At 70.2% G+C, this 25441-nt stretch carries 24 protein-coding genes; 7 read left to right on the forward strand and 17 right to left on the reverse strand.

The window, feature by feature from the left end:
* Positions 1–31 precede the first annotated feature (31 nt).
* Positions 32–307 (forward strand): hypothetical protein, encoded by a 276-nt coding sequence (locus BLA60_RS19410; protein ID WP_075134339.1) that lies wholly within the window; start codon positions 32–34, stop codon positions 305–307.
* A gap of 31 nt (positions 308–338) precedes the next feature.
* Here BLA60_RS19410 and BLA60_RS19415 read toward each other — a convergent pair whose 3' ends face one another.
* The 4 genes from BLA60_RS19415 to BLA60_RS19430 form a co-directional block, all read right to left on the reverse strand.
* Entirely contained in the window at positions 339–950 is a 612-nt protein-coding gene (locus tag BLA60_RS19415; RefSeq protein WP_075134340.1) for a GTP-binding protein, read from the reverse strand.
* On the reverse strand, positions 931–1557 hold the full coding sequence (locus BLA60_RS19420) for a DUF742 domain-containing protein (RefSeq protein WP_075134341.1): 627 nt from the start codon (positions 1555–1557) through the stop codon (positions 931–933). The genes BLA60_RS19415 and BLA60_RS19420 overlap by 20 nt, the downstream gene beginning before the upstream one ends.
* 118 nt (positions 1558–1675) lie before the next feature.
* Positions 1676–2101, reverse strand: coding sequence for a roadblock/LC7 domain-containing protein (locus BLA60_RS19425; RefSeq protein WP_075134342.1), 426 nt, complete (start codon positions 2099–2101; stop codon positions 1676–1678).
* Positions 2098–5091, reverse strand: coding sequence for a sensor histidine kinase (locus tag BLA60_RS19430; RefSeq protein WP_245812061.1), 2994 nt, complete (start codon positions 5089–5091; stop codon positions 2098–2100). Before BLA60_RS19430 ends, BLA60_RS19425 begins: the two co-directional genes overlap by 4 nt.
* Before the next feature lie 644 nt (positions 5092–5735).
* Here BLA60_RS19430 and BLA60_RS19435 point away from each other — a divergent pair.
* The 5 genes from BLA60_RS19435 (at position 5736) to BLA60_RS19455 (ending at position 9793) form a co-directional block, all read left to right on the forward strand.
* A complete protein-coding gene (locus tag BLA60_RS19435) occupies positions 5736–6773 on the forward strand; it encodes an ABC transporter substrate-binding protein (RefSeq protein WP_075134344.1) in 1038 nt (345 codons plus the stop codon).
* Between the two features lie 7 nt (positions 6774–6780).
* Positions 6781–7554, forward strand: coding sequence for an ABC transporter permease (locus BLA60_RS19440; RefSeq protein ID WP_075134345.1), 774 nt, complete (start codon positions 6781–6783; stop codon positions 7552–7554).
* A complete protein-coding gene (locus BLA60_RS19445; RefSeq protein ID WP_075134346.1) occupies positions 7551–8372 on the forward strand; it encodes an ABC transporter permease in 822 nt (273 codons plus the stop codon). The genes BLA60_RS19440 and BLA60_RS19445 overlap by 4 nt, the downstream gene beginning before the upstream one ends.
* A gap of 1 nt (position 8373) precedes the next feature.
* The gene (locus BLA60_RS19450) at positions 8374–9231 is read left to right on the forward strand and encodes an ABC transporter ATP-binding protein (RefSeq protein WP_084735104.1); all 858 of its coding nucleotides are present in this window, start codon (positions 8374–8376) and stop codon (positions 9229–9231) included.
* 100 nt (positions 9232–9331) lie between these two features.
* Positions 9332–9793 carry a hypothetical protein gene (locus BLA60_RS19455; protein ID WP_075134347.1) on the forward strand — a complete coding sequence of 154 codons (462 nt, stop codon included), beginning with the start codon at positions 9332–9334 and terminating at the stop codon, positions 9791–9793.
* A 78-nt stretch (positions 9794–9871) separates the two neighbouring features.
* Here the strand turns inward: BLA60_RS19455 and mdlC are convergent, their stop codons facing one another.
* Positions 9872–11452 carry a benzoylformate decarboxylase gene (gene mdlC / locus BLA60_RS19460; RefSeq protein ID WP_075134348.1) on the reverse strand — a complete coding sequence of 527 codons (1581 nt, stop codon included), beginning with the start codon at positions 11450–11452 and terminating at the stop codon, positions 9872–9874.
* A 66-nt stretch (positions 11453–11518) separates the two neighbouring features.
* Between mdlC and BLA60_RS19465 the strand changes: the two genes are divergently transcribed.
* Entirely contained in the window at positions 11519–13183 is a 1665-nt protein-coding gene (locus BLA60_RS19465) for a DNA repair helicase XPB (protein ID WP_075134349.1), read from the forward strand.
* On the opposite strand, the gene BLA60_RS19470 is transcribed toward BLA60_RS19465, so the two are convergent.
* The 12 genes from BLA60_RS19470 to BLA60_RS19525 all read right to left on the reverse strand — a co-directional run bounded on the left by BLA60_RS19470 (position 13173) and on the right by BLA60_RS19525 (position 25418).
* Positions 13173–14489 carry an MFS transporter gene (locus BLA60_RS19470; protein WP_084735132.1) on the reverse strand — a complete coding sequence of 439 codons (1317 nt, stop codon included), beginning with the start codon at positions 14487–14489 and terminating at the stop codon, positions 13173–13175. The genes BLA60_RS19465 and BLA60_RS19470 overlap by 11 nt on opposite strands.
* A gap of 160 nt (positions 14490–14649) precedes the next feature.
* Positions 14650–15087 carry a PPOX class F420-dependent oxidoreductase gene (locus BLA60_RS19475; RefSeq protein ID WP_075134351.1) on the reverse strand — a complete coding sequence of 146 codons (438 nt, stop codon included), beginning with the start codon at positions 15085–15087 and terminating at the stop codon, positions 14650–14652.
* 18 nt (positions 15088–15105) lie between these two features.
* Entirely contained in the window at positions 15106–15915 is an 810-nt protein-coding gene (locus tag BLA60_RS19480) for a serine hydrolase domain-containing protein (protein WP_075134352.1), read from the reverse strand.
* A gap of 25 nt (positions 15916–15940) precedes the next feature.
* Positions 15941–17089: a CapA family protein gene (locus tag BLA60_RS19485; RefSeq protein ID WP_154814471.1), complete on the reverse strand. Its 1149-nt coding sequence runs from the start codon at positions 17087–17089 to the stop codon at positions 15941–15943.
* Between the two features lie 47 nt (positions 17090–17136).
* Positions 17137–17865: an SRPBCC family protein gene (locus BLA60_RS19490; protein ID WP_075134354.1), complete on the reverse strand. Its 729-nt coding sequence runs from the start codon at positions 17863–17865 to the stop codon at positions 17137–17139.
* A 308-nt stretch (positions 17866–18173) separates the two neighbouring features.
* A complete protein-coding gene (locus BLA60_RS19495) occupies positions 18174–18548 on the reverse strand; it encodes a hypothetical protein (RefSeq protein ID WP_075134355.1) in 375 nt (124 codons plus the stop codon).
* A gap of 102 nt (positions 18549–18650) precedes the next feature.
* A complete protein-coding gene (locus BLA60_RS43395) occupies positions 18651–19079 on the reverse strand; it encodes a hypothetical protein (RefSeq protein ID WP_154814455.1) in 429 nt (142 codons plus the stop codon).
* 116 nt (positions 19080–19195) lie between these two features.
* Positions 19196–19822, reverse strand: a complete 627-nt coding sequence (locus tag BLA60_RS19505; protein ID WP_211288787.1) for a 2'-5' RNA ligase family protein — start codon at positions 19820–19822, stop codon at positions 19196–19198.
* A 15-nt stretch (positions 19823–19837) separates the two neighbouring features.
* Positions 19838–21163, reverse strand: coding sequence for an NsdA family TPR-like regulatory protein (locus BLA60_RS19510; protein WP_075134358.1), 1326 nt, complete (start codon positions 21161–21163; stop codon positions 19838–19840).
* A gap of 444 nt (positions 21164–21607) precedes the next feature.
* Positions 21608–22462: an FAD binding domain-containing protein gene (locus BLA60_RS19515; RefSeq protein WP_075134359.1), complete on the reverse strand. Its 855-nt coding sequence runs from the start codon at positions 22460–22462 to the stop codon at positions 21608–21610.
* Positions 22459–24894: a xanthine dehydrogenase family protein molybdopterin-binding subunit gene (locus BLA60_RS19520; protein ID WP_075134360.1), complete on the reverse strand. Its 2436-nt coding sequence runs from the start codon at positions 24892–24894 to the stop codon at positions 22459–22461. The genes BLA60_RS19515 and BLA60_RS19520 overlap by 4 nt, the downstream gene beginning before the upstream one ends.
* On the reverse strand, positions 24894–25418 hold the full coding sequence (locus tag BLA60_RS19525) for a (2Fe-2S)-binding protein (protein WP_075134361.1): 525 nt from the start codon (positions 25416–25418) through the stop codon (positions 24894–24896). Before BLA60_RS19525 ends, BLA60_RS19520 begins: the two co-directional genes overlap by 1 nt.
* Positions 25419–25441 lie beyond the last annotated feature (23 nt).

The raw sequence follows: 25441 nt of genomic DNA on the forward strand, positions 1-25441 counted from the left end.
GTTCTCGAGACTCCGGGCGCACATTCAGCGCATGAGCGGTGACGATCGGCGCACGAGCCACCAGCGACTCCGGCTGCTGCGCGCCGACTTCCTCGATCGCGCCGACGTCATCGACGGCGGGGTGCGCAAGCTCCTCGCCGACCTCGACCTCGACAGCTTCGGCGAGGACCGCGAACGCATGCTCGACGCGCTGATGGGCATCAGCCGGGCCGCCGACGCGCTGCGGGCGCTGGCCAGGGGCGATCTCACCGAGGCCGACGAGGCCACCAGCTCCATGGCCTACTACGCACGACGCGCCCTGGGGTGACCCCAGGGCGCGTCGCGTCAGGTACGGGAGATCAGCCCGCGCGGGCCGACATCCGCTGGTGCATCGCGTGCTCCACCAGCGTGATCAGTGTTTCCTTGGTGGACTCCCGGTCGCGGGCGTCGCAGGTGACCACCGGGACCGTCTGGTCGATCGTGAGCGCGTCACGCACGTCGTCGACCCGGTGGTGCAGGACCCGGTCGAAGCAGTTGATCGCCACCACGTAGGGCAGCTGGCGGTCCTCGAAGAAGTCGATGGAGGCGAACGCGTCCGCCAGCCGGCGGGTGTCGACCAGCACCACCGCGCCAATCGCGCCGCGCACCAGGTCGTCCCACATGAACCAGAACCGGTGCTGGCCGGGCGTGCCGAACAGGTAGAGGATCAGGTCGCTGTCCAGCGACACACGGCCGAAGTCCATCGCCACCGTGGTGGTGACCTTGTTCGGCGTGTTGGACAGGTCGTCGACGTCGACACTGGCCTCGGTCATGACGGCCTCGGTGGTCAGCGGAACGATTTCCGACACCGAACCGACAAGAGTCGTCTTACCGACCCCGAACCCGCCGGCGACGACGATCTTGGCCGAAGTCGTCGGCTGCGGTGCCGCCGCGCCACGCGGGCTGTGGGGACTAGAGCCTGCGGAGACCACTGAGCACCCTTTCCATGAATTCGATCGACGGCCGGTCGCCGACGACCATGCCGCTCTGGTGGATCAGGACCAGGCCCATCCCGGCCATGTCCCCGATCAACACCTTCGCGACGCCGAGTGGCAGTCGCAGATGTGCCGCCACCTCCGCGACCGACCTGGTGTCCAGACACAGCCCGCAGATCGACCGGTGCTCCGGGAGCACCGCCGCGTCCGGGGCCTTCCCCCGTTCGCTGGTGGATACCAGCGCCTCGATCGCAAGATCATAGTCGGACCGGGTTCGGCCGCCTGTCTTGGTGTACGGGCGAACCAGCGAGCCACTGTCGCGGCCGCCGCCCATGTCACCGAGCAGGTCCGGGCTGCTGTTGAACACCCCGCTGTTGAAGACCCCACTGTTGAAGACACCGCTGTTGTAGCCGCTGTCCTCGTTGGGACCGACGGTGGGGATCTCCTTGCTGTCCCACGCGGACTGCGCCGGAATCCCCGAGTCGCCGTACAGCGTGGCACCCGGACCACCGAAGAGCCTGGCCCGGAACCCGTCGACGTCGAACCTGTTGGGCGCGTCACCGACGTCGTGCTCGGGGAGGTCCTCCCAGCCTTTTTCCGGCATCTCTACCTGCCTCCGCTCTGACTCTCCGGCGCGCGGCATTCGTCGCTGTAGGTGTCCCCGAGACGGTCGCATGGGGCCCAGCCTCCGCTGTATCTCCGCGCCCTCGCGGTTAGCACGATTACCTGCGCTGTGCGCCCTGTAGCTGCGCACGCAATTCCGGAGTCATCTGCTGGCCGACCCGCTCGACCAGCAGCGTCATCTCGTAGGCCACGAGCCCGATGTCGCAGTTGGGCGCGGCGAGCACCGCCAGACAGGACCCGTCGGAGATCGACATCAGGAACAGGTACCCGCGGTCCATCTCGACCACGGTCTGGTTGACCCCACCGGCCTCGAAGCACCGCGCGGCGCCCTGGGTGAGGCTGACCAGGCCGGAGGACACCGCCGACAACTGCTCGGCGCGGTCCCTCGGCAGGCCCTGGGAGCCGGCGAGGAGCAATCCGTCGGCGGACACGACGACGGCATGCGCCACGCCGGGTACCTGACGGACGAAATCAGTGATCAGCCACCCGAAACTTCCGGGCTGGTTTGCGGACGCGGTCGTCACTCCTGCTCCTCGTCTGTACGGCTGGCGTCGGGACCTGACTGGTCACCAGCGTATGCCTCGATGAGGGCGTGGCGGCCACGCCGTACGCCCTGCTGGAAGCTCGACATGCGACCACGAACGGCGTCCGCGGTGCGTGGTGGCAACGGCGGCGCGCCCGCCGTTGTCGTCTCCTCAGCCGATTCCTGCCCTCGCGGTGCCGCCGAACCGGGCACCAGGTGCGCCTTGGGAACTCGTTTGGGCAGCCCAGCGGTGGTCTTGGGCTCCTCCTCGGCGGGCGCGGCGAGCAGCGCCTGGGCGGCCAGCCAGCCGTCGTCACCGGGCGAGGTCCACGCGGCCGGCTCCGGCTGGGCGTCCGGCAGCGTCTGTTCGCCAGGAGCGGAACCGTTGGTGCCGTTGCCGTTCGTGGCACTGCCGTTGGTCGCGCCGTTGCCGTTGGCGGCCACCTGCTCGGCCGGGTCGGCCGGCTGACGCTGGTGCGAGCCGGTGTCGGCCGACTCGAACCACTGCGACAGCACGGCCTCGTAGATCGGCAGCCGCTCGGTCGGCGCGTCGATCGCCGCGTCGGCCTCGGCCGGGCGCCCGGCGCCCAGCGGCGGGTAGCCACCGGCCTGCGGCTCGGCCGGACCGGGGTCGGGCAGCGGGGCGCCGAACAGCGTCTGGGTGTGCTCGATGTCCTCGTGCTGACCGTTGGCCTCGGCCGGCACCCCGTTGGGGGCCTGGCCGTTGTTGGGGTCGTAGCCGGTCGGCGAGTACTCGGGGTACCCGGAGACCTCCTGCGGTGTGCGGTCCCGCGTCTCGTCGGACGAGCCGTCCGGCCGCAGCCGGGGCATGCCGCCGGTGAACGCGCCGGCGATGCCGCTGTTGCGCACCGGGGCCGGCGTGTCCGGGACGCTGGGCACGTTCGGCATGCTGGCGCCGATGCCGGTCGGCGAGTCGAACGCGGCGGCCTGCAGCGAGGAGGTCGTCGACGTCGCCGACATCGACCTCGGCGCGGCGCCGACCGGCTGCACCAGATCGGACGGGACGTTGATCCGGGCGATCAGGCCGCCCTCGATGTCCTCGTTGTCCCGCAGCCGCACGATGATGTTGTGCCGCTTGGCCAGCCGGGCGACCACGTACAGACCCATGCGCCGGGTCACCGCGACGTCCAGGTCCGGCGGGTCGGCCAGGCGGGCGTTGGCCGCGTTGATCTCGTCCTCGGACATCCCGACACCCTGGTCGGTGATCTGGATGGCCAGTTCCTTCTTGCGGGTCATCGCCATCCGGACGATGACCTTCTTCTCCGGCTCGGAGAAGAAGGTGGCGTTGTCCAGCAGTTCGGCGATGACGTGCACGAGGTCGGAGACCGCGCGGCCCTGCACGGCGACCTCGGGGGCCGAGGCCACCTCGATCCTGGCGTAGTGCTCGACCTCGGACACCGCCGCGCCGACGACCTCGGAGGCCGGGACCGGACGGTTGAGCTGGCGGGACAGGCCGGTGCCGGAGAGCACCAGCAGGCTTTCCGAGTTGCGCCGCATCCGGGTGGCGAGGTGGTCGAGCTCGAACAGGCTGGCCAGCTGGTCGGGGTCCTGCTCGTCCTGCTCCAGCCGGTCGATCAGCGAGAGCTGGCGTTCGACCAGCGTCTGGGACCGGCGGGACAGGTTGACGAAGATGGAGTTGATGTTGTCGCGCAGCAGGGCCTGCTCGGTCGCCATCAGGACCGCCTGCTCCTGGACCGCGTCGAACGAGCGGGCGAGCTGGCCGGTCTCCTCCCTGGTGAACACGGCGACCGGCTCGACGGCGTGCTTGGCCGCCTCGGCCGGGTCCGGGTCGGCGAGGATTCGCTGCACCGACGCGGGCAGCCTGCGGTTGGCGACCTCGAGGGCCTCGCGGCGCAGCACCCGCAGCGGGGTCAGCAGCGAGCGGGTCACGATCGCCATCAGACCGACCGCGAGCAGCAGGGCGACCAGCACCAGCGCGGCGTCGCGCCAGGCCGACTCGGTGGCGTCGTCGGCGAGCACGGTGGCGTCGCCACGCAGCTGCTTGAGCAGCTCGATCTCGACGGCGCGCATGTGTTCGGCGGTGACGGTGCCGTAGTCGGTCAGCTCGGCGGGGTTGATGCCCAGCGGCTCCGGGTTTTCGGGCGTCCCGCGCTCGGCGGCGGCGAGGGCCGAGGCCATGATCCGCTCGCGGCGGTCGACCTCCACGCCGGCGACGGTGTCGTTGTAGAGCTGCTCCTGGGTGGTCGAGGCGTTGGCCCGGAAGTCGGCGTCGGCGCCGCGCGCGGCGGCCTGGGCGTCGCGCAGTCGGGAGAGCGTGTCGGCCGGGAAGCCGTCGCGGGCCGCCGCGATCTGCAGGATCGCGTTCTCCTTGGCGATGTTCTCCTTGCCCTCGGAGAGGGCCTGGATGATCGTGCCGTCGCGCAGCAGTTCCCGGTCGGTGACCGCGGTGTTGATCTCGCGGCCGAGGCGCACGACCGTGTCCAGCACGTCGGAGTAGCGGGTGAACGCGTTGACGTCCTGGTACAGCTCGGACTGGGCGATCGAGCGCAGGGCGGGCAGCGCGGAAAGGCGTTGCAGGCCGATGTTGTAGCGCTGCTTGGCCTCTTCCTCGTCGGTGTCCAGGTCGACCGCGGCGTCCTGGGCGCGGCGGACGGCGTCGTCGACGAGGCGGATCTGGTCGTCGAGGGCGGCGCGCGCGGTGTTGCGGTCGGCCAGCCAGGCAACCATGAGGTTGCGTTCCTTCTGGAGCTCGTGCACCACGTCGGTCACGCTGCGGGCCAGGTCAACCTGGTCGACGGTCTGCTGGAACTCCGAGGCCCGGTCCAGGTCGCCGGCGGCACGCAGGCCGGCCAGGGTGAGCGCGGTCAGGGTCGGGACGACGATGACGGCGATGACCTTGGTTCGCAGACGCCAGTTGCGCATGCGCAGGCGGGATCCGCCGGTGAGCGCGCCGCGTTGCGCCGGGGGCCGGCCGGAAGACGGGTTCCGGTCTCGTTTCTGCTCGGGCACGGCGGCACCATAGACCGTGCGGTTCCCAGCGCGTGGTGGGACGTCAGAAGTGTGGTCGGGCACTCCCAGCACTCTCCCTGGTTGTCAAGCCGGTAGCCCGCCAGCTCGAACGGACAAGTACCCCAGCGAGGACCCCAACCCGTCTCACGCCCCCAGCGGTGGCGCACCCCTGCTGCTCCGCCTCCCGGCTCCCACTACCGGGAAGCACGCGCAAGACCATCTGGGCGCGCTCCTTACACCGCTTCGACGAACCTCTACCTCGCTGTGGCCACAGAAGGTAGCGGAGTCTACTCCGTGATGTAAGCCCTCCGGACGGATGGTCACACATCAGGGTCTGAAAAGTCACACGGAGGCAACGATTTATCTCGATCGGTTTAGCCCCGGCCGTGCTCGATCGAGTGACAAAGGTCTCGTCTGGGTAGTCGTCAGGTCGCAGGTAGTCACTGTAGTGGGCAACTAACCACCACGTGTTCTTGGGTGGGAACGCGCGTTACCACTCGTTTCACAGACGGTCATCACCTGGACAGGATCTTGCGGACACTGATTGTGACCCGGGGATGAAGGTCTCTAGAGTGGCCCCCTGGTGTACGGGGCACCACCGTTTATCAGCTTTCACCACCTCACCCCATGAGGAGAGGCTCCAAATGCCCAATGGCAGTACCGGGCGCGGTCTCCGCTCCCGTCTTCCCCTGGTCGCAACGGCGTTAACGCTGGTCACGACGCTGTCTGGCTGTGGTCTGCTCGGTGGATCGGATGACGAGACCGAGCCGCAGTCGGGCGGTGACGGCAAGCTGGAAAAGACCAATCTCACGGTCTCGATCATGACGCCGACCGACCTCGCACCGTTCCATCTCGCCATGCAGGAAGGGTTCTTCGAGGACGAAGGACTCACGATCAAGTACGTGGAAGCCCCGAGTGGTGGCGAATCCGTCGCCAAGCTCGCTTCCGGCGACGCCGACATCTCCTACTCCAGCTACACCCCGTTCTTCCTCGCCGAGAGCCAGGGTGCGCTCAACGGCAAGGGAGGTGTCAAGCTGATCGCGGACGCCTCCTCGGCCGGCCCCGACAGCTGCGTCGTCGTCGCGCTGCCCAACTCCAAGGTCAAGAGCATCAAGGACATGGCGGGCGCCAAGGTCGCGGTCACCGCGCGCAAGACGATCTCCGACCTGCTCGTGATGTCCACGCTCAAGACCAACGGCGTCGACTGGAAGTCCGTCAAGTTCGAGTCGATCCCCTTCCCGAAGACCGCCGACGCGCTCACCGGCGGCCAGGTCGACGCGGCCTTCGCCACCGAGCCGTTCATCCAGGACACCCACAAGCGCGCGGGCGCGGTCACCCTGTTCGACACCGCCGTTGGCCCGACAGCCAACATCCCGACCGCGGGCTGGGCGTCCTCCGGTGAGTTCGTCGAGGCGAACCCGAACACCATCGCCGCCTTCCAGCGCGCCATGCAGCGCGGCACCGACCTCGCACTGTCCGACCGCAGCCTGGTCGAGCCGCTGCTGGTCAAGTTCTCCAAGGTCGACGAGGAGACCGCCAAGCTGGCGACCCTGCTGACGTTCCAGTCCAAGTTGGACCCCGCGCGGCTCCAGCGTGTGCCGGACCTGATGAAGGAGTTCGAGGTCATCAACACCGACCTGGACGTGAACGACATGATCGTGCCGACCGCCCCACTCACCTGAGGTATTCGTGCGACCGTTCGTACGGGGTCTGATCGGGCTGGGCGTCCTCCTCCTGGTGTGGGACGGGGTCGTCCGGCTCGGTCTGGTCGCCGCGGACAACCTGCCCCCGCCGGCCGAGGTCGGCGCGCGACTGGTTGATCTGCTCGGCCAGGAAGAGTTTCTCCGCGACGTGGTCGCGACCGTGCTGGCCTGGCTCATCGCCGTGGCCGTCGCGGTCGCGATCGCGGTGCCCGCGGGCCTGATCCTGGGGACCATTCCCTCGGTGCGCACGGCCACGCGGATGCTGATCGAGTTCCTCCGGCCCATCCCGCCGGTGGCGCTCATCCCCCTGACCATGATCGTGGTCGGCTCCGGACCGGACGCGAAGATCTTCCTGGCGGTCTACGCCTCGATCTGGCCGATCCTGTTCAACATCATCTACGCGTTGGACGACATCGACCCGCTGCTGCTGGACACCGCGCGCTCGTTCGGCCACCGCCGGGCCAGGGTGCTGGCCACGGTGGCACTGCCGCACGTGGCGCCCTTCGCGTTCACCGGCCTGCGGCTGTCCGCGGCCATCGCGCTGATCGTCACCGTGTCCACCGAGTACCTGGCGGCCAGTGAACTGGGCGTCGGCGCGTTCATCATCACCGTGTCCAACTCGCCGAACTCGATGGACGACGTCCTGGCCGGCGCGCTGGTGATCGGTGTGCTCGGGTACCTGGTCAACGAGGTCCTGGAACGGGCCGGGCGCCGGATGTTCCGCTGGAGCGACACCACCCGAGCGGAGGCGCTGACGTGAGCCGCCTGTCCGGATTCACGAACCGCTGGCTGGTGTTCCTCACCGCGCTGGTGCTCTGGCAGTTGGCGACGGCGGCGTCGGACAACGTCTTCTTCCCCACGCCCTGGCAGATCATCCACCACGGGTGGTCGCTGTGGTTCACCACCGCCGACGGGGGTTTCGGCCTCTCCGACTCGATCTTCGAGGACGTCCTGCCGAGCACCGCCCGCGCGGTCGGCGGTTGGGCCATCGCGGCCGCGATCGGTATCACGCTCGGCGCGGCGCTGGGCCGTTCCCGCACCGGGATGCAGTACGTGGAGCCGCTGTTCGCGTTCTTCCGCGCGCTGCCCTCGCCGGCGCTGCTGCCGGTGTTCATCGGCCTGATCGGCATCGGCAGCGACATGAAGTTGTCACTGATCGCGTTCAGCTGTATCTGGCCGGTACTGATGAACACCGTCGACGGCGTACGCTCGGTGGACTCGGTGAAGACCGACACCGCCCGCTCGTTCGGCACCCCACGCACCCAGTGGGTGGCGATGGTCGTGCTGCCGGCGGCGCTGCCGAAGATCTTCGCCGGCCTACGGCTGAGCCTGTCGATCGCGGTGATCCTGATGGTGGTGTCCGAACTCGTCGGCGAAAGCTCCGGCATCGGGGCGAACCTCGTGGACGCCAAGGCGGCGTTCGACTTCCTCAGCATGTGGGCCTGGATCGTGCTGATCGGCATCATCGGTTACGTGCTCAACCTCGCGCTGCTCGCCGTCGAGCGCCGCGCCCTTCGCTGGCAGCCGACCCGCGCCGCCGTGGCGAGTGCCAAGCAGACCACCAAAGCAGGAGGATGACATGCCGACCATGTTGGAGGTGCGCGGCCTGGCACACCGCTACGGCTCGTACGCGGCGGTGGAGAACCTGTCGTTCACCGTCGCCGAGGACGAGCTGGCGTGCATCGTCGGCCCGTCGGGTTGCGGCAAGTCCACGCTGCTGCGCTGCGTCGCCGGCCTGATCAAGCCGACGGCCGGCGGCGTCACCCTGCACGGCGACCCGGTCGACGGTGTCCCCGCCGACCTGGCGGTGGTCTTCCAGGACTACAGCCGGTCGCTGTTCCCGTGGCTGAGCGTGCGCGGGAACGTGGAGTTCCCGCTGCGCACGCGGGTGAGCAACCGGACCGAGCGGCGCAAGCGGGCCGAGGAGGCGCTGGCCTGGGTCGGCCTGGAAGCGGCCGGGTCGAAGTACCCGTGGCAGCTCTCCGGCGGCATGCAGCAGCGGGTGTCGATCGCGCGGGCACTGGCCTGCAAGCCGGCGCTGCTGCTGATGGACGAGCCGTTCGCCTCGGTCGACGCGCAGACCAGGGCGGACCTGGAGGACCTGCTGCTGCGGGTGCGGCGCGAGCACGGCAGCACCGTGCTGCTGGTGACCCACGACATCGACGAGAGCGTGTACCTGGGCGACCGGGTGCTGGTGCTGTCCAAGTCGCCGGCGAGCATCGTGGCCGACCTGACGGTCACCCTGCCGGCCCAGCGTGACCAGATCGCCACCCGGGGCTCGGCCAGGTTCGTCGAGCTGCGGACCGAGATCGCCCGGCTGCTGCACGACCGCCCGGGGGCACCGCCGCCGCCGAACGCGGCCAACTCGGACGCGCTGGCCGCGGAGCGCTTCCTGGCGGCCGAGCGCGAGGAAGCGCGCCAGCAGTCGTCGCACTGAATTTCACCCATGTGGGTGGTCTTTGTCGCTGGATAGTTTTTCGTTGGTGACGTCGGGCAGCCCCCTCCTTTGTGCTCGTCCATAGGGGAGGGAGCCCGACGTGAGCATGTTCGACCAGGCCAAGGAGCAGGCGGGGAAACTCGTCGACGAGGCGAAGGAACGGCTCAACCAAGCGAAGGACCAACACACCGGTTCGGGTGACAACGATCGCGCCGAGCAACAACAGGACTCCGCTGCGCAGTCCGGCGACTCGGGTGACCGGTCCGACCAGTCCGGTGAGTCCATGCAGGACTCCGGTGGCCAGTCGGATCAGTCCATGCGGGACTCCGGTGGCGGCATGCCGGCGCAGAGTTCCGGTGGCGGAATGGAATCCGGCGGTGCCGACTCCGGTTCGGACACCGGTTCCGACTCGGACGCCGTGCCGAGTCAACGCAGCGGACAGGACGCCGCCAACTCGGCCGCCGACTCGGCGGACAGCTCGCAGGCCGGCTCGGAGACTGGCGACGACCTGCACGAGGACGCCGAGCGGATGACCGAAGCCGAACACCGCATGCGGAGCTGACCGGGCGGCAACGCCGCTCGCCGGCACGACCGGCGGGTGGCGTCGCGGCGTCGGTCCAGCGCCGTCGGCCCAGCGCCGTCAGTACAGGACCGTCGGGTTCGGGTCGACCTTGACCTGTACCAGCGTCGGCCCGTCAGCGGCCAGTGCCGTGGTGAGCGCGTCGGCCAGGTCACCGGGCCGGGTGACCTGCCGCGCCTCCAGGCCCATCCCGCTGGCCAGCGCGACGAAGTCGATCCCGCCGAGTTCCACGCCGGGCATCTTCCCGTTCTCCGGGCCGGCGAGGATGTCCACGGCCGCGTACAACGCGTTGTCCAGGATCACGAACGTCACCGGCAGCTGCTCGCGCGCGGCGGTCCACAGCGCCTGGATCGAGTACATGCTCGACCCGTCGCCCAACACCGCCACCACCTTGCGCTCCGGCGCGCCGATCGCCGCGCCGACCGCCGCCGGCAGGCCGTAACCCAACGCGCCGCCGCCGGTGCTCAGCAGCCCGGTGCGCTCCGCCCGCACCGGCAGGTACTCGCGGCGCACCAGCAGGTGGCTGGGGATCTCCTCGACCAGCAGCACGTCCTGCGGCACCAGACCGGCGAGCGTGGCGAACACGTACTCGACGGCGATCGGGTCGGTCGGCTCCGGCGCCGGACGCCGCGTGCGCCCGGCCGGGACCGGGCGGTCCGGCTCGCCGGCGACCTCGACCAGCGCCCGCACCGCGGCCAGCACACCGGAGCGGACACCGACCCCCTCACGGGCACGCGCCAGCACCTGCTCGTCATCGCTGACCAGGTACAACGGCGGCAGCGGCACGTCCGAGCCACCCCGGAACACGTGGTACAGGAACGCCGGGGCGCCGAGCACCACCACCAGGTCGTGGTCCCGTAACGCCTCGGCCGTGCCGCGCTCCTCCGGCGGCAGGAACCCGGCGAACTGGGCGTGGTCCTCCGGGAAGGAACTGCGCCACGACATGGGGCTGGCCCACACCACCGACCGGGTCCGCTCGGCCAGCGCCACCACGTCGGCCACCGCGCCGTCCGCGTCCACCCCTGGCCCGACGACCAGCGCCGGGCGGCGCGCCCCGTGCAGGGCGGCGGCGAGCGCGGCGATCGCGTCCGGGTCGGGGCCGAAGCCGGTGACCGGGGGCCGGCGGGGCAGCGGGTCGCACGGGGCGTCCCAGTCGTCGGCCGGCACCGAGACGAACACCGGGCCGTACGGGCGCTGGGTGGCGACGCGGTGGGCGTGCGCGATCGCGCCCGGCACGTCCTGCGGCCGGGCCGGCTCGACCGCCCACTTCACGTACGGGCGGGGGAAGGTCGTGGCGTCCATCGCGCCGAGGAACGGCTCGGTCGCCATCAGTGAGCGCACCTGCTGGCCGGCGAGCACGACCATCGGCGTGTGGTTGCGGTAGGCGGTGAACACGTGCCCCAGGCCGTGCCCGACCCCGCCGGCCGAGTGCAGGTTGACCAGCACGGCCCGGTCGGCGGCGTGCGCGTAGCCGTCGGCCATCGCCACCACCAGCGACTCCTGGAGGCCGAGCACGTAGCGGAAGTCGTTGGGGAAATCACGCAGGAAACCGATCTCGGTGGTCCCCGGATTGCCGAAGATCGTCGTCAGGCCCAGGTCCCGCAGCAGGTCGCGGGTCACGTCCCGCACGGTGCTCGTCACCCGATCAAGCTACCTGTCGCCCGCTGAACGTATCGTCGTACGGGCAGCCCGTGGGAAGGAACACCAGTGACCGACGGCCCACTGATCGTGCAGTCCGACAAGACCGTCCTGCTCGAGGTCGACCACCCGAGCGCGGACGACGCGCGGATCGCCATCGCGCCGTTCGCCGAGTTGGAGCGCGCGCCCGAGCACGTGCACACCTACCGGATCACGCCGCTGGCGCTGTGGAACGCGCGCGCCGCCGGCCACGACGCCGAGCAGGTCGTTGACGCGCTGACCCGCTTCGCCCGCTACCCGGTCCCGCAGCCGCTGCTGATCGACATCGTCGACACCATGGGCCGGTTCGGTCGCCTCCAGTTGCAGAACCACCCCGCGCACGGCCTCACGATGTCCACAACGGACCGTGCGGTGCTGGAGGAAGTGCTGCGGCACAAGAAGATCGCCCCGATGCTCGGTGCGCGCATCGACGACGACACGGTCGTCGTGCACCCCAGCGAACGCGGCCGGCTCAAGCAGATCCTGCTCAAGGTCGGCTGGCCGGCCGAGGACCACGCCGGCTACGTCGACGGCGAGGCCCACCCGATCGCCCTGGAGGAGAACGACTGGGAGCTGCGTGACTACCAGCGCCGCGCGGCCGACTCGTTCTGGGCCGGCGGCTCCGGTGTCGTCGTGCTGCCCTGCGGGGCGGGCAAGACGCTGGTCGGCGCGGCGGCCATGGCCCGCGCGCAGGCCACCACGCTGATCCTGGTGACCAACACGGTCGCCGGCCGGCAGTGGAAGCGGGAGCTGATCGCCAGGACGTCGCTGACCGAGGAGGAGATCGGCGAGTACTCCGGTGAGCGCAAGGAGATCCGGCCGGTCACCATCGCCACGTACCAGGTGATGACCCGCAAGTCCAAGGGCGAGTACCGCCACCTCGACCTGTTCGACTCCCGCGACTGGGGCCTGGTCGTCTACGACGAGGTGCACCTGCTGCCGGCGCCGGTGTTCCGGATGACCGCCGATCTGCAGTCGCGCCGCCGGCTGGGCCTGACCGCGACCCTGGTCCGCGAGGACGGCCGCGAGGGCGACGTGTTCTCGCTGATCGGCCCGAAGCGCTACGACGTGCCGTGGCGCGACATCGAGGCCCAGGGCTGGATCGCCCCGGCCGAGTGCGTCGAGGTCCGGGTGACGCTCACCGACAGCGAGCGTCTCCAGTACGCCACGGCCGAGCCGGAGGAGCGCTACCGCCTGTGCTCGACGGTGGAGACCAAGACACCGGTGGTGCGCAGCATCCTGGCCCGCCACCCCGACGAGCCGACGCTGGTCATCGGCGCCTACCTGGACCAGCTGGAGGAACTCGGCGAGGCCCTGGACGCGCCGGTCATCCAGGGCTCCACCCGCAACGCCGAACGCGAGCGGCTGTTCGACGAGTTCCGCCGCGGTGAGCTGCGGGTACTGGTGGTGTCGAAGGTCGCGAACTTCTCCATCGACCTGCCGGAGGCGACGGTCGCCGTGCAGGTGTCGGGCACGTTCGGCTCCCGCCAGGAGGAGGCCCAGCGCCTCGGCCGCCTGCTGCGACCCAAGGAGGACGGCCGCCAGGCCCACTTCTACTCGGTCGTCTCCCGCGACACCCTGGACACCGACTACGCCGCCCACCGCCAGCGTTTCCTGGCCGAACAGGGCTACGCCTACACCATCCGCGACGCCGACGACTTCCTCGGCCCGGCCCTGCCGGAGATCACCGGCTGACCCCGGCGCGGGCGGTCAGCAGCCGGGCGGTGACCGCCCCCACCAGGGCGATCACCGCGAACCCGGCGAACAGCCACCGCGCCGAGGCCACCAGGTCGGGCTGCCCCAGGGCGACCAGCAGCCCGGCCACGGCCGAGCCGACGGCCGTGGCCATCGTCAGGACGGTGGCCACCGAGGCCGCGGCCCGCTGGGACTCGTCGCCGGCCAGGGTCATGGCGTAGACGGTCAGGTGCGGCATGGCCAGGCCGATCCCGGCGCCGGCCACCACCAGCGTGACCAGCCACCCGACGGCCAGCGCCACCGGCGCGTCCCCGGCCGTCAGCAGCGCCAGCGCCGCCAGCCCGCCGGCGAGCACGACCGGCCCGGCCACCACCACCGCCGGCCCGCGCGCCCCGGCGCTCCACACCTGCACGCCCGCCCAGCCCAGCGACAGCGCCGCCCCGTAGAAGCCGGCGACCAGCGGCGACAGACCGGCCAGCCGCTGGCCGAACAGCGGCAGGAACGTCTCCACGGCCACCGCCGCCGCCAGCACCGCGATCGTCAGGAACACCCACCGCAGCGCCGAGTCACGCCGGTGGACCGCCGCCGGCAGCACCCTGGCCGGCCCGCGCCGGTCCACCACCACGAACCCGGCCAGCGCCACCACCGCCACGACACCCAGGGCCACGGCCAGCGCCGGGGAGTCGACCAGCCCGGCCGCGCCCAGCGCCGACGCGGCCGCCACCACCGACACCAGCGACCACCACGGCACCCGCCCCGCCGTGGCCTGCGGGGTCGGCACCCGCCGCAGCGTGCGCCGCGCACCGGCGCCCAGGAGCACCGCGCCGGCCGCCAGGGCACCGAAGGCCCACCGCCACGCGCCGGCCTGGGCCAGCGCCCCGCCGGTCGCCGGGCCGAGGACGTTGCCCAGGCCGAACATCGCGGAGATCACCGCGCTGCCCCGCGACCACAGCGGCGGCGGCAACGTCGCGTGGATCATGGCGAAGCCCAGGCCGGTGAGCAGCCCGGCGCCCAGGCCCTGCAAGACGCGCCCGCCGAGCATGACCGGCATCGCCGGCGCCAGCGCGCAGACCACCGAACCGGCCGCGAACAGCCCGAACCCGGCGGTGTACGCGGTGCGCGCCCCCACCGCCCGCAGCACCGACGCGGTCAGCAGGGCGGCCGCGACCTGGCCGACCAGGAAGACGGTCATGGTCCAGGCGTAGAGGTCCTGGCCCCCGATCTGGCCGACGGCGGTCGGCAGCACACTGGCCGCCAGGTAGATGCTGACCGCGCCGGCCAGCACACCGCCGGCCAGAACGGTCATCACCTCGCCGTAGGACCGTAAATCCCGCCAGGTTCCCACGCTCTCGCCAGTCAACGCTGGCCTCCTCGGGTGTCGACGACGTGCTGTCGTCACCCACCCTCACGGCCCGCGTGGCCCCGGTGAGGAAGTCGACACGCGGTGATCCGCGCCACAGTTTCGCTCAGTCGGTGAGCCCGGCCTGGGCGACGACCCTGGTGATCCGGCCGCGGACCAGCAGCTCACCGGGCACGGCGTTGCGCCGGCCGAACTCCTCGCCGCGTTCGGCGCCCATGTAGCGGGTGCCGATGCGGATCGCCCATTCCAGCAGCTCGCCCGGCTCCTCGGACAGCGTCGCCTCGGCCTGGAAGGTCACGAATGAGAACGGCGGCGTCTCGTCGTCGACGCACAGCGCGAAGCGCGGGTCGCGGCGCAGCGCGCGGCCCTTGACCGTGGTCGCGGAGGTGTTGAACACCAGGTCGTCGCCGTCGGCGGTCTGGTCGATGACGAACCAGACGGGGGCGACGTGCGGTGAGCCGTCGGCCCGGACCGTGGCGATCTTCCCTGTGCGTGTGCCGTGTCCGGCGAAGTCGAGCCACTCGTCCCGCGACATGAGGTGCATGCACCTCATCGTGCCCGGTCAGAGCTCGGCGAGCACCTCGTCGGTGAACCGGGGCCACGCCTCGACCGCCCACGGACCGAAGTCGCGGTCAGTGAGCACCACGCAGGCCGCTCTCACGTCCGGGTCCACCCACAGGAAGGTGCCGGACTGCCCGAAGTGACCGAACGTCCTCGGCGAGCTGTTCTTCCCGGTCCAGTGCGGGCTCTTGTGGTCCCGCAGCTCGAACCCGAGGCCCCAGTCGTTGTCCTGCTGGTAGCCGAAGCCGGGCAGCACCCCGGCCCGCCCGGGGAAGGCCACCGTGGTCGCCTCCGCCAGCGTCTGCGCCGAGATCAGCGTCGGCGACTGTAACTCGGCGGCGAAGCGCACCAGGTCGTCGCAGGTGGACAGGCCCCCGGCGCCCGCGGTGCCGGCCAGCCGCGAGGAGGTCATGCCCAGCGGCTCGAACACGGCCTCGGTCAGGTACTCGGCGAACGGGATCCCGGACGCGTCGTGCACCGTGTCGGCGAGGACCTCGAACCCGGTGTTGGAGTACAGCCGCCGCTCCCCCGGCGGCGCCACGACCTTGTGCTGGTCGAACGCCAGACCGGAGGTGTGGGCAATCAGGTGCCGCACGGTCGAGCCGTCGGGCCCGGCCGGCTGGTCCCACTCGACCGCGCCTTCCTCGACCGCGACCAGCGTCGCGTAGGCGGTCAACGGTTTGGTCACCGACGCCAGCCGGAACTCCCTGGCCATCGGGCCGTGCGCGGCCAGCACGGTGCCGTCGGCACCGACCACCGCCGCGGCCACGTTGTCGACCGGCCAGTCGGCCACCGAACGCACACTGTCCATGGGCCTGACGTTACCCAGGCGGGTCTCAGAGCCCGGGGCGGGTCAGCCCGTCCTCGACCGCGCCGAGCGAGGCGACCACCTCGTCGGTGCGGGCCAACGCCTCCGCCAGCCGGTCGGCCGGCACCTCGGTGTCCTCGCCGGTCAGGTCGACCAGGCGGATCGGCGGGCCGAGGTTCACCAGCGTCGGCACGTACTCGGCCAGGTCGACCGTCCACCCGTCCGGCCCCTTGGCGAACCGGAAGCGGGCGGTGACACCTTCCTCGGTGGTGCCCCGGGGCTCGGCGTGCTTGGCGACCTGGTTGCCCAGCCCGTAGGCCACCCACTTGCCGTTGATCTTCTCGAACGGCTGAACGACGTGCGCGTGGTGCCCGACGATCAGGTCGACCGCCGGGTCGGCGAGCACCTCCCCGGCGATGCGCCGCTGCTCGTCGGTCGGTTCGTGCTGGTCCTCGACGCCCCAGTGCAGGCTGGCGACCACCACGTCGGCGCCGGCCTCCTTGGTGGCGCGCGCGGCGTCGAGCACCGCGTCCACGTCGAGGTCGTTGGCCATCCACGGTTCGGGTTCGGAGGTGCCGGAGTTGAGCCCGAAGGTGAACGACACCTGCCCGACCTTCGCCGCCCCCACGTCGGTCACCAGGGTCTCGGCGGCCTCGGCCGCCGTACGCGCCGCCCCCGTCTGGGCGATCCCGGCGGCGGTGAGCGTCTCGATGGTGGACGTGACGCCCTCCGGCCCCTGGTCGAGGGTGTGGTTGGAGGCGGTGGAACAGGTGTCGTACCCGGTGTCCGCGAGGGCCGTCGCCACCTCCGGCGGGGCGGAGAACAGCGGGTAGCCCTCGAACGGGCCGTCCGGCCCGGCCAGCGGCACCTCAAGGTGACAGATGGCCAGGTCGGCCGCCTCGATGACGTCACGTACGCCGGAGAACAGCGGCCCGAAGTCCCGCCCGCCCTGCCCGTCGGCGACCGCCTGCTCGGTCAACGCCGGATGGATCAGCACGTCCCCCGAGGCGACCACGGTGAACACGTCGCCCGCCGGCTCGGCGCCGGCCGCGGACACCTGGGATGTCAACGGCGTGACATGGTCGGGCGGACCACCGGCCGGATCGCCACCACAGCCCGCGACGAGCAGGGCGACTCCGCCAACAACCAGCATCGACCGGCGCATCCGCGACATCATTCCGGGGGCGGGGGCGGTGTTCAAGGGGCCGGAAGGTCCCTTTTCCCTCACCGCCGACGACGCCGCCGGGCGAGGACGAGGACCACCGCGAGGGCGGCGACGGCGAGCGGAACGACCCGCTTGAGCACCGAAGGACCGGCGTAGGACAACAGGTCGATGGGATCACTCTCGGGTTCCACCACGGCCGCCAACTTCGGCTTCCTGACCTTGTCCTTGTCGCCCTTGTCCTTGTCCTTGTCCTTGTCGGCCTTGTCCTTGTCGCCTTCGTCCTTCACCGCCGGGGGAACGGCCGCCAACTTCGGCTGGTCACCCGCCGGCGCGGCCGGCTCCTCCTCAGGCGCCAGCTTCGCCGCCAGACACGTGGCGAACGAGTCGAGGATCTTGCCCCCCACCTCGGAGATCAACCCCCGCCCGAACTGCGCCGGCTTCCCGGTGATCGACAGATCGGTGTCCACGGTGCCCGCCGTGGAGTCCCCCTCGGCCCGCAACGTCAGGGTCACCGTGGCCGACGCCGTCCCGTTCCCCCGAACGTCCTTGCCAGCAGCCTTGATCACCACCCGGCGAGCCGCCTCGTCCTTCTCCAGGAACTCACCCTTCCCCTTGTACTGCAAGGAGATCGGCCCCACCTTGACCTTCACCGTCCCGGCGAAGGTGTCCCCGTCCACCTCACTGAGACTGGCCCCCGGCATACACGGCGCGACCCGCTCCGGGTCCAGCACCGCCGCCCAGACCGTGTCCAGATCGGCGGCCACGGTGAACGAGTGCTCAAGTTTCACAGGCTCCTCCTGACCTGCCGGAACAACCCCTCTACGGTACGAAGCCTACGCGTAGTCCGCCCGTCGGTCAGGTCTCCAACTCGCCGGCCGAACAGTCACACCCGGACTCCCACACCAGCTCCAACGGCGTGACCACGCTGAACCGCCGCCGTGCCCCCTCCGCCGACTCGTGCACCCCGAACAGACACTGTCCCCCGGCTCACGACGGAACGTGACCACTTCCCGCCCGGCCGGCAGATCGATCTCCATCCCGTAGGCGAACACCTTGCCACGGTCCTCCACACTGACCAGGGCGAACGAGGTAGCGGTCATGACGTCACTCCGGCCACGGTGTTCACCGTGAAGGGCCAGTCGTTCGCGATCTCGTCCCCCAGCCACCGGTACAGGACGTCATCGTCGACCTCCTCCGACACACCCGGCTCGACAGGGACGTCGAGACAGCCGCCCCAGGCGACCGGCCCGGCCAGCACCGCGACGGACAGCCCGGCGCACTCCGGCGCGTGACCAGTCGTCGAGATGTGTACCGCCGTGCCGTCGGGCGTGCGCCACACCCAGGTACGCCCACCGACGAGAGTCCGCCGCCACTCGACGATTCCCGCCACCAGTACGACTCGGTCCGCCGCACCCAACCGCACCAGAACCGAGTCCTCCCCCGAATTCGACGCCAGACTGATCGACTCCATCTCCGCACGGACCGGATAGCCGACAAACAGCTCCTGGACCGATTGCAGTACTTTCAGATAACGATGAGATCCATCCATCAATTTCTCCTGTCTGAAACGGAACTAACGACCCGGCCACCTACGCAGACGAACTGGAACGCGATCGCCAGAAACACCCGTCCCTTTCGGCGCCGACACGAGCGGCGGCAGCCCTCCCGGTTCATCGGGCGCCGGAAGTGTCAACAGCGCACGAAGAATCCACACCATTCCAACCCCAGGCAGGACCATTCCGGCGGCGGGTAGCCCTACCGCACCATCGCTGCGGCCGTACCACCAATAGACACGTGCAGGAGAGAAAACATCACCGGTCGACTCGACCGGCGTTCGGTACGCATGTGTTCCCTCTTCGGCGGCGAGCACCACGACATCAGCACACCGGCCCCAGCCGAACACTCCGGCGAGCACCTCCGGACCATCCTGATCAGATCGGAACTGATGCCAGAGGTAGCCGCGCTTACCCGCTTCCTCAAGAAGGAGATCCAACTCAGTCACCTGCGCCACCGCGTTTCAGCCCTGAACGATATCCACCTCCCGAAGTGTTGTTGATCCACCAGGGACCCGGAAGGGAACATGAGAGGGAAGAAGGGGGAAGATGACGGAAGATCCGCCTAGCCACGGAGTGGGACTGAGGCTACATCTGTCCACTCGTAGGCCTTGTTGTCGCGGTTCAGGTTGATCAACGACACCGTTGAGATGGTGACGTCCGCCGTACGCGCCTCGTGCGCCGCGAGCGCCTCGGCGACCGGGGCCACCGGTCCGGCGGAGTTCGCGTAACCAAGGGTGACGTGGGGGTGGAACCCGTCCTCCGGCTCGGGAACGCGCTCCGGGCCCCACACGTCACCGATCGCCCGCCGCACCGCGCGGCGCAGTTCGGCCAGCGGCGCGAGCGGACGCACCGGCAACTGAACGGTTTCGGGATCAACGTGAGCCGGGCCGATGGTCACGGTGAAGGGCGCAAGACGCGCACAACCCGCCAGAGCCGCCGACACCATGCGGTCCACGTCGGACCGAGTGACGTCGTCAGTGAAGCCAATTCCCTGGAGCGTGAGATGGAGCCAGCGCATCGGCACCGGATCGAGACCAGGCAGGGCGGCGAGCACCGGCGCATAGCCGGTCACCAGGTCTCCGGCGCTGGACTGGTCATCGAACGTGACATGCCAGGTGTAGAACGACCGCCCGATCCTCCAACCCGGCCGCCACCACCAGTGGTCCCGCATTGGTTCCCGCTTGGTCACGGTCCACCCTTCCGGTCAGGCCATGAGTTCGTTCACCACGGAGTCGCGCCGAAAGTCGCCGACCGCATCACGTATCCGGTCAGCAACCAGGCCGCTGGCATGGTCCGAACCGCTGAGCATCGCCCCGACCTCGGCCACCCGCTGCAACAACGGTCTGACCCGATGCTGGGTTCCGGTCTCCAGAACCGGAGTGAGCGCATTCTCGCAGTTCACCAGATCACCCAGCACGAGATGTGCCTTGACCTGCTGGAGCCGGGTCATGCGTTCGCTGCCCAAGTTGCGTTGATCGGCAGGAGTCTCCTCAAAAGTAGCCACCGCGCGGTTGGCGTAGTCCAAAGCGTCGTCCGCCGCGCCCAGTTCCAGGTGGGTGTCCGACCACAGTGACCCGGCACGATTCACCGTGCAAGTGAACGGGCCCGCCAGTTCGTCCTCGGCGCGCTCCGCGCTGTCGGCGCTGTCACGCGCGCGACGCAGGGCGGCCGTGGCCCCGTCCGAGTCGCCGAGTCTGGCGAGATCGAGCGCGAGTGCGCTCGCCAGAAACAGCTCCGCCGTGCCCAACTCGGGGTAGCGGAGTCCGTCAGCCGCATAGTCCGCCGCGGCACGGTAGGCGCCTTGCCAGAACGCGGCGGTGTGTTGGGTGGCCCGCACCCACGCACGCAAACCGTTGTGATCGGCACGTTGGGCGCACAGCCAGCCGGCACGCGCGTGCCGTTCGGCTGCCTCAGGGTGGCCGAGATCAACGGACATCCAGGCGAGCACCGTCAACGACCAACCGGCTGCCGCGTACAGCTCACGGGTGTGTCGCGGGTCCTGGTGGTCGGACAACAGCGCGAAGGCGCGATCCCGGAGGGCCCGAGTCCGGACGAACAATGGTGTTGTCGGCGCTTTGAGATAACTGTGCGCGATCAGGCGAACATCCGAGTGCATCTGCTCCACAGTCAACTCGCCGACGTTCGTCGACTCCGCCCACGACAGGAACTGGGTGGATTCGTCAGCAGCCGACATGATCATCTCCTCGCCCGGAAGGTGCGCGCTTGTGGACGTTTCTGAGCGGGGTCGTGCTGCGACGCGTACGGGCCCAAGCCCCAATTGAACGGCGCTTGCGCCCAGCACCGCACACAGCGCGGCCACATAGCGCTCTCTCGGACGACGCACGGCGCCACGTTCGAGTTTGCCGACGTGGTTACCGTCAAACGCCACTTCCCTACCTCGGTCATCGTGCGCGGCGAGCCACAGCACGACCGATTCAGCCAGTTCATCGCGTGACATACACGCGCCAGCAACCTGGCGTGACGGGGTGCGTTCACGGGCAGCGCGGAGGAGGCGATTCGGCTCCGACATGGGATTCCTACGGGCTCGACGGTATGGCCTTCTCCGCTCATCCTGCCATCCTCCAGCCGCCGATCCAATCGTTGGGTGGTCAACCGACGACTGTACGTATTCAGATGGTCTTGCCAAGGCACCTGACCGTCCGCGAGCCAGAAACAGGTGAGCAGAGTTATCGGCCAAGCGCTACCGCGAGGCGGAACCGGTCGCCGCGTTGCCCGGCATTCGCGACGCGCGTGCTGTTCCCGACATGATCACTCTCTGAAGGGACAACATGTGCCGCGTATTGGTATCACCGGGCATTCCCACCTGACTGGGCCGACCGTGCCGCTGATCTCGGACGGCATCCGAAGGCGATGCCGCCCGCCAGCGCGAGCTGCCCGTGATCATCGTGTGGCCGGCCGGGTCGGCTCGCGAGTGGATCGGAGGTCCCCGCCGGGCGGGGACCTCCGATCCTGGTCAGGTGCTCAGGGCAGCGGTGACCGCGCGCGAGGTGAGGACTCTCGCGAGGTGTTGGCGGTATTCGACGTCGGCGTTGCCGTCGGTGGTGGGGGCGGTGCCTTCGGCGGCGTGTTGGGCCGCTTCGGTGATGGCCTCCGGGGTGGCGGGCTGGCCGATGAGGGCCTGTTCGACGGCGGTGGCCCGGACGGGCGTGGCCGCCATGTTGGTCAGGCCAACGCGGGCCTGCGCGATGGTGTCGTTCTCGACGCGCACCGCCGCCGCGACCGCGACGATCGACCAGGCCTGGGCCACCCGGTTGAACTTCTCGTAGTGGGCGCTCCAGCCGGTGTACTTCGGCAGCCGGATCTCGCAGAGGATCTCGCCGGGGCGCAGCGAGGTTTCGAAGAAGTCGGTGAAGAACTCCGTGGCCGGGACGGCCCTTCGTCCGTCCATTCCGGACACGACCAGCTCCGCGTCGAGGGCCAGCGCCGGGGCCAGCAGGTCACCGGCGGGGTCGGCGTGGGCCAGCGAGCCGCCGAGGGTGCCCCGGTGGCGGACCTGGGGGTCGGCGACGGTGTCGGTGGCGCACGCCAGCAACAGCGCGTGCTCCCGGACCAGCGGGTCGCGTTGGACCTCGTAGTGGGTGGTCATGGCGCCGATCACCAGGGTGTCGCCGTCCTCGCGGACGCCGCGCAGTTCGGGGATCCGGCCCAGGTCGATCAGTTTGGACGGGGCCGCCAGGCGCATCCGCAGCACGGGCAGCAGGCTCTGGCCGCCGGCGATCACCTTGGCGTCCTCACCCGCCTCGGACAAGGCGCGGACGGCGTCGTCCACCGTGGTCGGGGCGACGTAGTCGAAGGCCGCGGGGATCACTGGGTACCTCCCATGGAACCGAGGCCGCCGCCGGCCTCGCCGCCGAGTCCGCCGGCGTCGGTCTGTCCGGTGTGGATCGCCCGCCACACGCGCAGCGGGGTACAGGGCATCTGGACGTCGGACACGCCAAGATGGCGGACCGCGTCGACGACCGCGTTGACCACGGCCGGGGTGGAGGCGATCGTGCCGGCCTCGCCGACTCCCTTGACACCCAACGGGTTGGACGTCGCCGGGGTCTCGGTGCGGTCGGTGGTGAAGTTCGGCAGGTCGGCGGCCGATGGCACCAGGTAGTCGGCCAGCGTGCCGGTCGTCAACGTGCCCGACTCGTCGTGCACGGCCTCCTCGAACAGCGCCTGCGCGATGCCCTGGGCCAGCCCGCCGTGCACCTGGCCCTCCACGATCAGCGGGTTCACCACCCGCCCGACGTCGTCGACCGCCACGTACTCGCGGATACGCACCCTGCCCGTCTCGGTGTCCACCTCCACCGCGCACAGGTGGGTGCCGTGCGGGAAGGAGAAGTTCTCCGGGTCGAACGTGGCCTCCGAGTCCAGGTTCGGCTCCACACCCTCGGGCAGGTCGTGCGCGGCGAACACCGCCAGCGCCACGTCCTGGATGGACACCGACGTCGCGTCGGCGCCCGCACCCCGCACCCGGAACGCCCCGGCGGCGAACTCCACGTCGGACTCGGCGGCCTCCAGCATGTGCGCGGCGACCTTCGCGGCCTTGGCCTTCACCTTGTCGGCCGCCTGGACCACGGCGATCGCGCCGACGGTCAGTGACCGCGAACCGTAGGTGTCCATGCCCTTGTGCGAGGACTGGGTGTCGCCGTGCAGCACCTCGACGTCCTCGAACGGCACACCCAGCTGGTCGGCGACGATCTGGCTCCACGCCGTCTCGTGGCCCTGGCCGTGCGGCGAGGACCCGGTGACCACCTCGACCTTGCCGGTGGGCAGCATGCGGATCGCCGCGTGCTCCCAGCCGCCGGCCGAGTAGGCCAACGCGCCCAGCACCCGCGACGGCGCCAGCCCACACATCTCGGTGAACGTCGACGTGCCGATGCCCAGCTGCACCGTGTCGCCGCGCTCGCGACGCTGCGCCTGCTCGGCGCGCAGCGCGTCGTAGGCGAACAGCTCCTTGGCGCGCGCGGTGGCCGCCTCGTAGTTGCCGGAGTCGTAGGTCAGGCCGGCGACCGTGGTGAACGGGAACTCCTCGTGCCGGATCCAGTTGCGTTCCCGCACCGCCACCGGGTCCAGGTCCAGTTCGGCGGCCAGCTCGTCCATCAGCCGCTCGATCGCGAACGTCGCCTCCGGCCGGCCGGCGCCCCGGTAGGCGTCGGTGGGGGTCTTGTTGGTGAACACGTTCGTGCACACGAACCGGTAGGCCGGGAACTTGTAGATCGAGTTGAACATGAACGCGCCCAGGATCGGCACGCCCGGCCCGACCAGCCGCAGGTAGGCGCCCATGTCGGCGAGCAGCTCGACCTTCAGGCCGGTGACCGTGCCGTCGCGGCGGGCCGACAGCGTCAGCTTCTGGAGCTGGTCGCGGCCGTGGTGGGCGGCCAGGATGCTCTCGCTGCGCGACTCGGTGTACTTGACCGGCTTGCCGAGCCGGCGGGCCACCAGGAAGGTCAGCACCTCCTCCGGCGTGACCTGGAGTTTCCCGCCGAAGCCGCCGCCGACGTCCGGGGCGATCACCCGGACCTTGTGCTCGGGCACCGACAGCGTCATCGCCAGCATGATCCGCAGGATGTGCGGGATCTGGGTGGCCGACCACAGGGTGAACTGCTCGCCGGTCGGGTCGACCATGACCGAGCGGGGCTCCATGAACGCGGGGATCAGCCGCTGCTGACGGTAGGTGCGTTCGATCAGCACCTCGGCGCCGGCGATGGCCTCCTCGACCTCCGAGCCGGTGCCGGCCTCGGCCGAGTCGAACACCCAGGTCGCGCTCTTGTTGGTGCCCAGGTCGGCGTGGACGAGGTCGGCGCCGTCGGCGACCGCGGCCTCCATGTCCAGCACGACCGGCAGGTCCTCGTAGTCGATGTCGATGGCCTCGATCGCGTCGGCGGCCTCGTAGGCGCTGCGGGCGACCACCACGGCCACCGCCTCACCGGCGAAGTTGACCTGGTCGACGGCGATCGACGGCGCGTTCGGCGAGAGCATGTCCTCGGTGATCGGCCACGCGCACGGCAGGCTGCCCTGCTCGTCGGCGAGGTCGGCGCCGGTGAACACGGCGATCACGCCGGGCAGTTGGCGGGCCGAGGACACGTCGACCCTGGTGATCCTGGCGTGGGCCAGGGGGCTGCGCATGATCGCCATGTGCAGCAGGCCCGGCAGCGTGAGGTTGTCGGTCCAGCGGGTGCGCCCGGCGATCAGCCGCGCGTCCTCCTTGCGCAGGCGGGCCCTGCCGACCTCCGGCTCGATGGTGGCGGTCATCAGTTGCCGCCCCCCGCCACCTGCTGGGACTCGCCGACCCGCTCGGCCTCGGGGCCGGCGCCGCCGCTCATCTTGGCGGCCGCGTCGCGCACCGCGCGGACGATGTTCTGGTAGCCGGTGCAGCGGCAGAGGTTGCCCTCCAGGCCCTCGCGCACGGCCGTCTCGTCCGGGTCGGGGTCGTCGGCGAGCAGGTCGATCGACTGCATGATCATGCCCGGGGTGCAGAAGCCGCACTGCAGGGCGTGGTTGTCGTGGAAGGCCTGCTGGACCGGGTGGAGCTGCCCGTCGCGGGCGAGACCCTCGATCGTGGTGACCTCGGAGCCGTCGGCCTGCACGGCGAGCACCGAACAGGACTTCACGCTGTGACCGTCGAGGTGGACGGTGCACGCCCCGCAGTTGCTCGTGTCGCACCCGACCACGGTGCCGACCTTGCCCAGTCGTTCTCGGAGGTAGTGGACGAGCAGCTGTCGTGGTTCAACGTCATCGCTGTACTTCGTTCCGTCAACGGTCACGGTGATGCGCATCGAGCCTCCAAGTACGACACTTT

The sequence above is a fragment of the Actinophytocola xinjiangensis genome, assembly GCF_001921215.1.
In the GTDB taxonomy this organism is placed as follows: domain Bacteria; phylum Actinomycetota; class Actinomycetes; order Mycobacteriales; family Pseudonocardiaceae; genus Actinophytocola; species Actinophytocola xinjiangensis.